Source organism: Nostocoides jenkinsii Ben 74, from assembly GCF_001046875.1.
Classification (GTDB): domain Bacteria; phylum Actinomycetota; class Actinomycetes; order Actinomycetales; family Dermatophilaceae; genus Nostocoides_A; species Nostocoides_A jenkinsii.
Window position 1 is genome coordinate 2,924,508 of record NZ_HF571038.1, and the last position, 11,046, is coordinate 2,935,553.

Annotated in this window: 13 protein-coding genes and 2 pseudogenes; 9 read left to right on the plus strand and 6 right to left on the minus strand. The window is 68.4% G+C overall.

Annotated features, from left to right (window positions below):
* Window positions 1–205, plus strand: a pseudogene (locus BN13_RS13935) (zinc metalloprotease); the annotation flags it as partial.
* A gap of 101 nt (window positions 206–306) precedes the next feature.
* Here BN13_RS13935 and BN13_RS13940 read toward each other — a convergent pair.
* Window positions 307–1,005, minus strand: a complete 699-nt coding sequence (locus tag BN13_RS13940; RefSeq protein ID WP_048547824.1) for a hypothetical protein — start codon at window positions 1,003–1,005, stop codon at window positions 307–309.
* A gap of 103 nt (window positions 1,006–1,108) precedes the next feature.
* On the opposite strand from BN13_RS13940, the gene BN13_RS13945 reads away from it, so the two are divergent.
* Together BN13_RS13945 and BN13_RS13950 are read left to right on the plus strand one after the other, a co-directional pair.
* Window positions 1,109–2,989: a cell wall-binding repeat-containing protein gene (locus BN13_RS13945; RefSeq protein WP_048547826.1), complete on the plus strand. Its 1,881-nt coding sequence runs from the start codon at window positions 1,109–1,111 to the stop codon at window positions 2,987–2,989.
* A 121-nt stretch (window positions 2,990–3,110) separates the two neighbouring features.
* Window positions 3,111–3,611, plus strand: a complete 501-nt coding sequence (locus BN13_RS13950) for a YbaK/EbsC family protein (protein WP_053079798.1) — start codon at window positions 3,111–3,113, stop codon at window positions 3,609–3,611.
* Window positions 3,612–3,624: 13 nt separating this feature from the next.
* Here the strand turns inward: BN13_RS13950 and BN13_RS13955 are convergent, their stop codons facing one another.
* The 4 genes and pseudogenes from BN13_RS13955 to BN13_RS13970 form a co-directional block, all read right to left on the minus strand.
* On the minus strand, window positions 3,625–4,005 hold the full coding sequence (locus tag BN13_RS13955) for a hypothetical protein (RefSeq protein ID WP_048547828.1): 381 nt from the start codon (window positions 4,003–4,005) through the stop codon (window positions 3,625–3,627).
* 53 nt (window positions 4,006–4,058) lie between these two features.
* The gene (locus BN13_RS13960) at window positions 4,059–4,625 is read right to left on the minus strand and encodes an MFS transporter (RefSeq protein WP_084733772.1); all 567 of its coding nucleotides are present in this window, start codon (window positions 4,623–4,625) and stop codon (window positions 4,059–4,061) included.
* Window positions 4,622–4,882, minus strand: a pseudogene (locus BN13_RS13965) (helix-turn-helix domain-containing protein); the annotation flags it as partial. The gene BN13_RS13960 and the pseudogene BN13_RS13965, both read right to left, overlap by 4 nt.
* 12 nt (window positions 4,883–4,894) lie before the next feature.
* Window positions 4,895–5,509 (minus strand): DUF6597 domain-containing transcriptional factor, encoded by a 615-nt coding sequence (locus tag BN13_RS13970; RefSeq protein ID WP_048547837.1) that lies wholly within the window; start codon window positions 5,507–5,509, stop codon window positions 4,895–4,897.
* Window positions 5,510–5,603: 94 nt separating this feature from the next.
* Between BN13_RS13970 and BN13_RS13975 the strand changes: the two genes are divergently transcribed.
* From BN13_RS13975 to BN13_RS13985, 3 genes are all read left to right on the plus strand, one after another.
* Window positions 5,604–6,209, plus strand: a complete 606-nt coding sequence (locus tag BN13_RS13975; protein ID WP_048547839.1) for a TIGR03086 family metal-binding protein — start codon at window positions 5,604–5,606, stop codon at window positions 6,207–6,209.
* Between the two features lie 74 nt (window positions 6,210–6,283).
* Window positions 6,284–6,898 carry a DUF5701 family protein gene (locus BN13_RS13980; protein ID WP_053079799.1) on the plus strand — a complete coding sequence of 205 codons (615 nt, stop codon included), beginning with the start codon at window positions 6,284–6,286 and terminating at the stop codon, window positions 6,896–6,898.
* Window positions 6,899–7,070: 172 nt separating this feature from the next.
* Window positions 7,071–8,150 carry a polyprenyl synthetase family protein gene (locus BN13_RS13985; protein WP_048547842.1) on the plus strand — a complete coding sequence of 360 codons (1,080 nt, stop codon included), beginning with the start codon at window positions 7,071–7,073 and terminating at the stop codon, window positions 8,148–8,150.
* Window positions 8,151–8,249: 99 nt separating this feature from the next.
* Here the strand turns inward: BN13_RS13985 and BN13_RS13990 are convergent, their stop codons facing one another.
* The gene (locus tag BN13_RS13990) at window positions 8,250–8,600 is read right to left on the minus strand and encodes an Rv2175c family DNA-binding protein (protein WP_235434055.1); all 351 of its coding nucleotides are present in this window, start codon (window positions 8,598–8,600) and stop codon (window positions 8,250–8,252) included.
* A gap of 121 nt (window positions 8,601–8,721) precedes the next feature.
* On the opposite strand from BN13_RS13990, the gene BN13_RS20410 reads away from it, so the two are divergent.
* The 3 genes from BN13_RS20410 to BN13_RS14005 form a co-directional block, all read left to right on the plus strand.
* Window positions 8,722–9,105 (plus strand): LysM peptidoglycan-binding domain-containing protein, encoded by a 384-nt coding sequence (locus tag BN13_RS20410; RefSeq protein WP_407667872.1) that lies wholly within the window; start codon window positions 8,722–8,724, stop codon window positions 9,103–9,105.
* A 110-nt stretch (window positions 9,106–9,215) separates the two neighbouring features.
* Complete coding sequence (locus BN13_RS20415) at window positions 9,216–9,776, plus strand: lytic transglycosylase domain-containing protein (protein ID WP_048547846.1); 561 nt, start codon at window positions 9,216–9,218, stop codon at window positions 9,774–9,776.
* 56 nt (window positions 9,777–9,832) lie between these two features.
* On the plus strand, window positions 9,833–11,046 hold a 1,214-nt coding region (locus BN13_RS14005; RefSeq protein WP_235434056.1), incomplete at its 3' end, for a protein kinase domain-containing protein.

Sequence of the window (11,046 nt, forward strand, 5' to 3'; positions counted from 1 at the left end):
GGGCGACTATGTCGCCGACACCCCCGCCGAGAAGTCCGCGGCTTATGGCTGCCCGACCGGCCGCGACTCATGCACGCGCTCGGCCGGCAAGGACCCGATCACCAACTTCATGGACTACACCGACGATGCCTGCATGAACACCTTCAGCGCCGGGCAGATCTCCCGGGCGCAGTCGATGTGGGCGACCTACCGTCAGGGCAAGTGATCCTTCCCTGATCCCCACCCTCGATCGCGGGCTTCGGCAGTATGCCGGGGCCCGCGCTTCGTTGCCCCTCGCCTGCTCGTCGTGCAGGCGATGCGAGGGCCTCAGTCGGGTAGCAGCGAAATCTTCTGCCAGATTTTGCCGGCCATATCCGTGGTCATCGTCTCGATGCCGGTGATCGTGTCGAGGACAACGGCATCCTCGGACTCCTCGGCGCAGAGCGCTGCGACCTTGCCGATGAGGCTGAGTAACTCGGAGCAGTAGTCGAGATAATGCTCCAGCTCATCCCGATCCAGGCCAGGCTCAGCGGACTTAGTGGTCCGGACAAAGTCCGGCCGGAGTCGCTCGGGATCCTTGGTGAGTTGGTGCATGTCGACGATGTGCGCGAGCGAGCGCAGGCGATGCAGGGTGGCAAGGAGTTCGCGTCGCTGGATGCGCTCGGGTAGGGCCATGAGGAAGAAGAGCGCGATGCCCGCAAAGACGAGGTCGTTGATCAGCGACTCGATCAGTGGGACCCACTCGAAGGACTGGTCCGGCCCATGCTGGATCGCATCGCGGATCGTCACGACGAGCAGGACGGCCGTGGCGATCATGACAATGGCCCCGACGATCCGGGCAAACCACGACGTGGCGAGGAGTCGGCGGCGCAGGCCGGGGCCGGAGGAGCCGACGTCCGCGGAGATCTGGGCCAACTCGGCCGCGACCCGGTTCAAGCCCCGCTCGGGGAAGCGCGCGTGGATGCGCTCGGCCAGCCGCTCCACCGTCTGGTGCACCCGCGCCGGGTCCAGCCGCGTCGTCGACATCCCTCCCACAGCAGGCACTTTAACGAGACGGGTTCCGCCCGAGGCTCACGCGCTGTCGTCCTTGGTATGGAGGACATGACTCGCGCCGATCCATGCGGCAAGCATGGGACCTGTCCAGACCCGCGACCACTGGTGGTTCCTGATGATGATCCGACGACGCGCCTCGCTACTCCTCGCGGCGATTCTGGCCCTCGGCAGTGCCGCAACGGCGCTCGCCCCATCAGCCTTTGCCGAAGGCGAACCGAATGACACCCTCGCCACGGCAAATACGATCGCCGTCAATAACATCGGCGACACCGGTGCGACGATCAATCCCAGCAATGACACGGACTGGTTCAAGTTCACGGTGTCCCCGGGGAACTACACCATCCAGGCGTATGACGTGGCCTCGTCCCTGAGCTCCGGGATCTCCACCACCCTCTACAGTTCTAGTGGCCAGTGGATCGCCAGTGATACAGACGGTTCCAACAATGTCGCGTCGCAGATCTCGACTTCCATCTCAATTGCGGGGACCTACTACATCAGGGTCGAGGGCGAGAGTTCATCGCAAATCGGCACCTATAAGTTGCGCGTCCTGCCCGAGGCTGGTCACGGATTGACCTGGGATGCCGAATCCGAGCCTGACGGGGCCAGGGCCCTTGCGCCAGAAGTGGCCCTTGGCGTCGCGAACGCGAAGAGTCGGTCATTCGCCGTCACAAGTGCGACGCTCGTTGACAGTGACGACGTCGATTACATCCGCTTCACCGCTCCGCGCGCCGGGGTTTACACCGTGCAGGCATTCGACGTGGCCACGACGGCCGCACCCGCGAGCATTGATGTGTATGACGCGTCGGGCAACTTCCTTGAAAACGAAGACGCCGGTTCGGCGAATGTCAATCGACAAGCTTCCGTCGCTATTTCGATTCCGGGAACGTACTTCGCGCGCTTGACTCCTGACTACTCGGGTCACGCAGGGACCTATCAGGTTCGCGTCCTACCGCAATATGACCAAGGCTTGACGTGGAGCTCTGACCGTGAGCCGAACGGCTCGACCTATCTGTCGGCGCCCGCTGAGGTCGGCGTGTCGCTGAGTTCGAGTCTCGCCGTACCTGCCTCCGGTATCGCCTCGAGCTCGGATTATGACTACTACCACCTACGGCTCTCGGGTGGCTCTACGTACGCGGTGACCGTGACGTCATCGACCAACATGGATGTCAGAATCTATGACTCCGCCAGACAGTATGTGACCGACACGCACTGCTGGGATGGCCAATGCGACCTCTCCTTCGACGTCTCACTATCTCAGGACTACTTCGTCAAGGTTTCCCCCTACAGCAGCAATGACTCCGGTACTTACACAATGTGTGTTCGCGTAGCGGGGCAGTCATGCCGTACTAACTCGACTGTGACGCGGTGGTATGGGGCGGACCGGTTCTCCGCGTCCGCGGCCATCTCCGCGGCGTCGTACAGCCCGGGCGTCACGACTGCCTACATCGCCTCCGGACGCGTCTTCCCCGACGCCCTGTCTGGGGCCCCCGTCGCCGGGATGAACCGGGGCCCGGTCCTGCTGGTCGACACCAACGCCATCCCCAGCAGCATCGCCACCGAACTCACCCGACTACGTCCCTCCCGCATCGTCGTCATGGGCGGACCCTCCACCGTCAGCGACTCCGTCCTCACTGCCTTGCGCGGTTACGCCTCGAGCGTGACGCGGTGGTATGGGGCGGACCGGTTCTCCGCGTCCGCGGCCATCTCCGCGGCGTCGTACAGCCCGGGCGTCACGACTGCCTACATCGCCTCCGGACGCGTCTTCCCCGACGCCCTGTCTGGGGCCCCCGTCGCCGGGATGAACCGGGGCCCGGTCCTGCTGGTCGACACCAACGCCATCCCCAGCAGCATCGCCACCGAACTCACCCGACTACGTCCCTCCCGCATCGTCGTCATGGGCGGACCCTCCACCGTCAGCGACTCCGTCCTCAACGCCCTGACCCAATACACCCGGTGATGCCGGATCAAGCTTGGTCGTGGGGAACTTTGCTGTCGCTGGGACGACAGCAAAGTGCCCCACGACCCCAAGCTGCGCGGAGTCGGGCCCACCAGGCGAGCGCACGGCATACAGTCGCGGGGTGAGCCCCGACCTGACTTCCCACCCGGCCGTCTCGGCCGTGCGCGCCGCCCTGACCGACCGTGGTTTCGACCCGGACTTCCGGGTGCTGCCCGATGCCGTCAAGACCGCTCAGGCGGCGGCCGATGCCCTCGGGATCACCCCGACCGAGATCGCGAATTCGTTGATTTTCAAGGGCATTGACGCCGACGGCTCAGTCTCACCCGTGCTCGTCATGGCCTCGGGTGGGCACCGAGTCGACACGACCTATCTTGCGCAGGCGCTCGGGCTGGTCAGCCTCGATCGGGCCGACCCGGACTTCGTCCGCACTCACACGGGTATGGCGATCGGCGGGGTCGCGCCGGTAGGTCACCCGACGCCGCTGCGGACGGTGGTGGACACCTACCTGGAGCAGTTCGACCAGGTGTGGGCCGCGGGCGGGCACTCGCACGCGGTCTTCCGCACGTCATACGCCGACCTGCTGGCCATGACCGACGGAACGGCCTCGGCCGTCACGCCCTGAGTGGCGTGGTGAGTCAGCGCACCGGCATCGGCGCATCCGGAAGCGGACGGCCCGGTCGATAGGGCCCGATCAGGACCGACAGCGACGCCAGCGCGTGCAGCGCGGCGAGCAGCGCGATCGCGCTGCGCACGCCGAACTGCTCACCGAGCCAGGCCGCCGCGAGACCGCCGAGGGGCATCGTCCCGAGATTGACTAGTGCACTTGCCGAGACGACTCGCGCCATGAGTTCGCCTGGGACATAACGCATCCGGAAGGCGCCTCGCAGCACATTGGCACCGACGACACCGATCCCGACGAGAACTTCGCCAAGCGGCACGAGCAGGACGAGCAGGCCCGGCTGCGCGGCGGCGATGAGCAGGGCCGCAGGGCCACCGATGATCTGCAGCGCAACCATCGCCGGCCCCTGATCGAGGCGTGTGGACGTCCGGCGCGCGATGCTGGCACCGATCAGCCCGCCGACGCTGCCGAGGTGAGCATCGGCTCGCGAGCCGGCGGCGTGGGACGCGACATGGCACCCGGACGCATCCGGGCCAGGCACATGGCCGAGACGAGGAAGGAGATTGAGTCGAGCACCACGGTGTATGCCGCCCCGACCAGCGCGACGAGAGCGCCACCCACGCCGGGGCCGGCGATCTGCATCGCCGATTCCGTGCCCACCAGTCGCGAATTCGCTTGTTCCAGATCGTCTTTCGCCACGACCTGCGGCACCAGGGAGGCGTAGGCCGTGCGGAAGAAGACGGAGCCGAAACCAACGCCGAGCGCTGCGGCGAAGACGTGCGCCAGGGTGAGATGACCGAAAGCCCACGCGACCGGAACGCTCGCCGTGACCGCCGCTGACCACAGATCGGCCCTGATCATGATCCGGCGGGCGTCGCCGCGATCGATCCACACCTCGGCCGGGAGACGGATGAGCAGCCACGGCAGCCAGGTCGCCGCGGCGAGGAAGCCCATGTCGCGGGCGCCGGCGTCGAACTCGGTGACGGCTAGCAACGGGAAGACAAGCGTCGTCGTCAGGTGAGCGGACTCGTCCCAGTGGGGCGCTGCGCGGCGGCATACGCCGTCGGGGTTGACCCGATAGCGGCGGTGAAGTCGCGACTCAGATGCGCCTGGTCGCTATAGCCCAGCTCGGCCGCCACCTCCGCCCACCGCACCTCCTCGCCGCGCGCGACTCGCTCGGCGGCCTCGATCAGCCGCAGCCGGCGCAGCATCCAGGCGGGCGAGATCCCGGCATACTCCGCGAAGAGCCGCTGCAGGGTGCGCACGCTCAGGCCGGCGTATGCCGCCTACTCCCCCGCGAGCCGCAGCTGCGGCTGTCGTTCGGCGGCCTCGGCAATAGCGGTTACCTCGCGCGCGGCCCGCATCCTGGCTGGGTCGGCTTGTGCCACAAGGGGTTCCACCGCCTGCAGGAGTATGTCCGCGCGGTCACCACCACTCGTCGCCGCCGCCATTCGCTCCGCGAGCGCGCTGCCGTCGAGTGCCAGGACGGTGCCCATCGGGACTTCCTTGTTGGTCCATCGCGAGACCGGCGCCGGTGACAGTGCCCCGAAGCCGCCGACGGTTGTCTTGATGGCGACATTCCAGCCTGAGCCTCTTAGGACGCGGGTGGTGCGGCGGCGGGCGACACCGACAACGCGCGGGAGGACGGCATACGGGCCGGGCGGCGGGGTGCGGCCGGGCGGCGGCCCATTGCCGACGCTCAGATTGACCGCGGGCAGTGAGAGCACGTCCTGCGCGAGGCGCTCACCCGGCGGGAGATTCCAGGAGACCGACCAAGCCCAGTCGAAGATCCCGTCCGTGGCGGTCGGCACCGGAAAGCGTTCCAGCCGAACGTATTCCGCCATCCGAGCCGGATGCAGGATCGCGCGCGTGTCCTCGGACGGGTCGGGTGGCTCGCTCACGGGGAGAAGCCTACGAACGGGACGCCGGCGGGTTCGGCGAAGATGTCGCGAATCTTCAAGCCCGGGTGCAGGCGGGCAACATACGGTCGAGGACATGACACACGACTCCCCGACCACCGACCCCCGAGCCACTGCCGAGCAGACCCGCGACGTCTTGCGTTCCCTCGCGGACGTGCTCGACGCCATCCCGGCAGAGGCAGCTGACCGGCCGACGCCCTGCGCAGAGTTCACGGTCGCCGACCTCCGAGGCCACATCGTCGGGTGGGCGACCGCCTTCGGCGCCGGTTTCGCCGATCCGAACGGGCAGGCGCCGGACGCCGACGCCGTGACGGTCGACGGCAGTGGCGGTGCCCAATTGCGCTCTGCCGCAGACCAGCTCGTCGCCGGGATCGCCGATGGGGGCGCCGAGCGAGACCTTGCCCTCGCCGGCGGTATGGCGATGCCCGGGGCCATGGCGTTGAGCATGGTGCTGTGGGAATACCAGGTGCACGGCTGGGATATCGCCTCCGCCACCGGCCAGCAGTGGTCGCCCGCCGAGGGTCCGCTTGAAGCCTCCATCGCCTTCGCCGACCAGATGCTGACCCCGGACTTCCAAGGCGAGGGCAAGGCCTTCGCGCCGCGCGTCGAGGTGCCCGCGGATGCCCCGGCGCTCGATCGCCTGGTCGCCATGTCCGGCCGCGATCCGCGCTGGACCCACTGACTCGGTTTCGGAACACCCGCGCCGCCGCGGCAGTTGAGCCACACAACCCCCTGACCCTGAACTCCGGGAGACGTATGCCGCTCGCCCACCAGCTCGATCGACTCGTCGCCTTGGGCTTACCACGCCTGGCCGGCTTGGGAGACAAGGACTTTCGTGCGCTGGCCGTGGAGCTGCGCCTCGCGGAGGGCGACGCACTCGTCATACATCCGAAGCTGGTGGCGCCCAGCGCGCTGACTCCACTGCTCGCGCGTGACAACAAGGCCGGATTCGTGGTCGTGGACATGACGGACCTGGACGCCTTCGCTCCGGCGGCGGGAGTCGAGGTGCCCGACGCGCCGCTCTATGTGATCCGCGACCCGCAACGCGGTGATGAGTATCGCGACCAAAGTCCCCATGAGGTTGCGCCGCAGCTAGCTGCCCGGGGCCGGTCGCCGATGACGGTGTCCGAGGGCATCTGCTGGCTGCTGCAGCGACCGGAGCTGCTCGAGCCGAACTACTGCTTCATGACTCCCGGTTCGCGCCTGAAGAAGCCGACCGGCGGCCTGGATGCCCGAACCCCGGGGATCTGGATCAGCGGCGGCACCGGCCGTGACGGCGCCGCGATGAAGGGCGCGCCGAAGGTGGGCTGGTGCTGGGCGGGCAATCGGCATACCTGGCTGGGCATCGCCTCCTGCGCCTCGCGTCGCTAACCGGTGCGAGAGGTTCGGCTGGCTTTCCAGCGCTTCGCATGGCAAACCCACAGCCAGAAAGCCTCCCAAAGCGCCGGGTACTGGGATTGGGCGGGAAAACGCCAAGGGTGCCGGGGTTAGGGTGAGGGCGCTGCCGGCCGCCCGCCGGCTGGCGGCTCACGGAAGGATCCCCATGCCCTCGATCGACCTGGCCGACCTTCGCGCACGGGTCGACGCGGCGGTCGAGGCACAGTTGGCGCGGGGGGCTGCGGATCTGGAGCCACTGCAGCCGGAGGCGGGCGACCTATTGGAGGTCATCGGCCGCCTGATGAGCGGGGGCAAGCGACTGCGGCCGATCTTCCTCTATGTCGGCTACCGCGCGGGGGGTCGGCCGGACTGCGCGGAGGCGGTCGCGCTGGCCGCGTCCATGGAGTTCATCCAGGGCGCCGCGCTGCTGCACGACGACGTGATCGACGCCAGCGATACCCGACGCGGCTTCCCCACCGCGCACCGCACCCTCGAGGCCCGGCACCAAGACCGGGGCTGGGAGGGCGACAGCCTTCGGTTCGGCGTCGCCGGGGCGATCCTCGCCGGCAACCTCTCCCTGGGCTGGGCGGATCAGGCGTATGACGAGTGCGGCCTCCCCGGGGAAACCCTCGACCGGGCGCGGGGTTGCTTCGATCTCATGCGCGCCCAACTGATGGCCGGGCAATATCTCGATGTCGTGGACTCGGTCCGCCCGTGGTCTCGTCTCGACGCCGCGGCGCGCATCGCCGGGGCGGAGCGGATGATGACTTACAAGTCCGCCAAGTACTCCATCCAGCACCCGTTGCTGATCGGCGCCGATGCCGGCGGAGTGGACGCGGCCTCCCGGGATGCCCTCGCCCGCTATGGCCTGGACCTCGGCCTGGGATTCCAATTGCGTGACGATCTGCTCGGCGTCTTCGGCGACCCGGAGGTGACCGGCAAGCCCGCCGGCGACGACCTCCGCGAAGGCAAGCGCACCATCTTGCTAGCCCACACCCTGGCGGGCCTAGCCCCCACTGACCGAACCGACGTCGAGTCAGCGCTGGGCCGAACCGACCTGACCGAGGATGACGTGGAGCGACTGCGGACGCTCATCCAATCCAGCGGCGCCGTCGCGGCGGTCGAGTCGCGCATTGCCCGGCACGCGGCGGCGGCGCGGGCCGCGCTCGGCGAGGCGCACATCGATCTCGCCGCCGCAGGCGCCTTGGAGGAACTCATCGACACCAGCACCGCCCGCACCGCCTGATCCGCACCATCCTGATCGGCACCGCCTGATCGGAACCAACCTGTTTCTCGTCGGCCCGATCCGCGCCGACCCGATCGGCGGCAGGGCTGCTCTGCCGCCCTAAAGCTCTTCCATCGCCCGGCGCCGCACCTCGGTCTTGAAACCAGCCTGGATCGAGCCCATCGCGGTTGTGGCCCCACCCGGCCAGGACGGGTCTGCGGCATACAGCCAGTCGATGATCTCCTCGTCGGAGAATCCCCCGTCGGCCAGCACGCTGAAGGTGCCCTTCAGCGCCGGCACCGGCCCGGCGCCGTCCACGAAGTCGGCCGGGACGGACAAGACATTGCGCTCGCCGCGACGAACCGCGATCAGTTCACGGTCCTCGATCAGCCGCCGCACGGCGACGACAGAGATCCCCAGCTTCTTCGCGATGTCCGGGACCGTGAGCCAGTCTTGTACCACATCGTTCACTTCATCCACGGCAGACACACTGGCATACAGTCGACTATCCTCGGCAGCAACACGCCACACCGTTGTTTGCCTGACGTCCCCCGTCGGCCCTGGAAAGGACCACCCCGCCATCATGGTGCCCTTGCTTTTCGTGTCCCTGCCCGCTGCCCTTCCGACCATCGACGTGACGTCGGCGTTGCATGCGGCCGAGACGCAGCGGCATACGGTCGTCGACGGCGAGACGGTCTTCGACATCGCGCAGCGCTATGGCACGACGGTCTCGGCCATCGCCGCCGCCAACGGACTGTCCGACCCCTCGCTCATCCTTCCGGGCGCGGTCCTCTCGATCCCGAGCGGCACCTCTGGGACAACGGCCACCGCCCCCACCACCTCCGGCTCGACCTACACGGTGGCGCCGGCGACACGCTCTCGGGCATCGCCGCGGCGACGGGCAGCAGCGTCTCGGCAATCGCGGCCACCAATGGCATCACGACTTACGACTTCATCCATGTCGGCCAGAGTCTGACCATCCCCGGCGCCGGCACCACGCCGAAGCGCCCCGCCTCGACGACCGGCAGCTACACGGTCCAGTCCGGCGACACCCTGTCCGGGATCGCGGCCAGCACCGGCAGCACCGTGGCCGCGATCGCCAAGGCGAGCGGCATCTCCCCCAGCAGCTTCCTGCAGATCGGTCAGCGGCTGACGATCCCCACACGCACCGACCGCGGCGACTCGGGCAGCACGACCTCGGGCACAACCACGACCACCGGCGCGGCTCCCGGCTCCTCGGAGTGGGCAGACACGATGCCCAGCCGCAGCGAGATCCGTGACCTGATCTCGGCCACTGCCAGTGCGTATGGGGTGGACCCCCGCCTCGCGCTTGCCATTGGCTGGCAGGAGTCGGGCTGGCAGCAGGGTGTCACCTCCAGCGTCGGCGCGGTCGGCGCGATGCAGGTCATGCCGCAGTCCGGCGAGTGGGCCGGCAGCCTGATCGGGCGCACGCTCAACCTGCGCGATGCCCACGACAATGTGACGGCGGGCGTGGTCATCATTCGCCAGTTGACGGCGATGGCCAAGGACCGAGACGAGGTCATTGCGGCCTACTACCAGGGCCTCGGCTCGGTGCAGGAGCGCGGTTGGTACTCCGACACCCGGCAGTACGTCGCCAACGTCAACTACTTCATGACGCGGGTCTGATCCCGCCTCGGGGTGTCCGCTTCATCCCACCCAACCCGGGCCCGTAAACTTCGCGGGTGACCGTCGAGCCCACCGATCCCCTGATCGGCACCGTCCTCGACGGCCGCTATCGCGTTCTCGAACGCGTCGCCCGGGGCGGAATGGCCAGCGTGTATCGCGGTCTCGACATGCGGCTCGATCGCGAAGTGGCCCTCAAAGTCATGCGCGAGCACCTCGCCGCCGACCCGGCCTTCGTCGAGCGGTTCCGTCGCGAGGCGCGCACGTCGGCACGACTCTCCCAGGCCAATATCGTCGGCGTCTTCGACCAGGGCGAAGACCAGGGTCACGTCTTCCTGGTGATGGAGTATGTCCCCGGCCAGACCCTGCGCCAGGTCCTCGACGCCAACGGTTCGCTCACCCCGCGCGCCGCGCTCGACATCATGGAGCCGGTGCTCGCCGCGCTCGCCGCCGCGCACTCCGCCGGCCTGATGCACCGCGACGTCAAGCCCGAGAACGTCATCGTCCGCGAGGACGGCCTCGTCAAGGTCGCCGACTTCGGGCTCGCCCGCGCGGTGACCAGCCAGACCGCGACCTCGGCGACGAGCGAGGTGCTCGGCACCCTCTCCTACATCTCCCCCGAGCAGCTGGAGCACACCGACGTAACCCCCCGATCCGATGTGTATGCCGCGGCGCTCGTCCTCTTCGAGATGCTCACCGGGCAGAAGGCCTTCGACGGCAAGTCGATCCCCAATGTGATCTTTCAGCACGTCCATCGCGGGGTTCCGCCGCTGTCGTCAGTGATGGCGGGCGCGCCGCCGTCGCTCGAAACCCTGATCAGTCAGGCCGCGGCCAAGGATCCGCAGGAGCGGCCGGCCGACGCACAGGAGTTCCTCGACGAGCTGCGACATGTGCGGGCACGCCTGTCCGACACGGTTCTCGACGCCCGTCCAGGTGGCAAGGTCGCCGCCGACGGCGTCACGGCCCCGCTTCCCGCGGCCGGTGCGGGCGCGTCGGCCGGTGATACGGCCGTCATCTCGTCGGCCGAGTCCGAGCGCCGTCGGCCCGCCGTGCAGGCACCAGCGCCGAGCAAGGCGTCAAAGGCCAAGCGCGACGCGGCCCGAACCCAGGCTGCCGGAACACAGAACGCTCGAACCCAGGCCGTAGGACCCACGACGACGGGAAATCGCACGACCGGAGGGGCGGCGTCCCGGACCGCGCAAAGTGGCGGGACCGCCGCGCCCGAGATCGTCCGGCATCCCGTCACGGGACCACCGGCCCCCGCCGCACCCGC

Bases quoted from the DNA above. Each gene is read 5' to 3' on its own strand.
- BN13_RS13980 (WP_053079799.1), top strand. From the start codon at position 6,284: ATGCCGCTCGCCCACCAGCTCGATCGACTCGTCGCCTTGGGCTTACCA.
- BN13_RS13945 (WP_048547826.1), top strand. From the start codon at position 1,109: ATGGGACCTGTCCAGACCCGCGACCACTGGTGGTTCCTGATGATGATC.
- BN13_RS13975 (WP_048547839.1), top strand. From the start codon at position 5,604: ATGACACACGACTCCCCGACCACCGACCCCCGAGCCACTGCCGAGCAG.
- BN13_RS13955 (WP_048547828.1), bottom strand. From the start codon at position 4,005: ATGGTTGCGCTGCAGATCATCGGTGGCCCTGCGGCCCTGCTCATCGCC.
- BN13_RS13940 (WP_048547824.1), bottom strand. From the start codon at position 1,005: ATGTCGACGACGCGGCTGGACCCGGCGCGGGTGCACCAGACGGTGGAG.
- BN13_RS13985 (WP_048547842.1), top strand. From the start codon at position 7,071: ATGCCCTCGATCGACCTGGCCGACCTTCGCGCACGGGTCGACGCGGCG.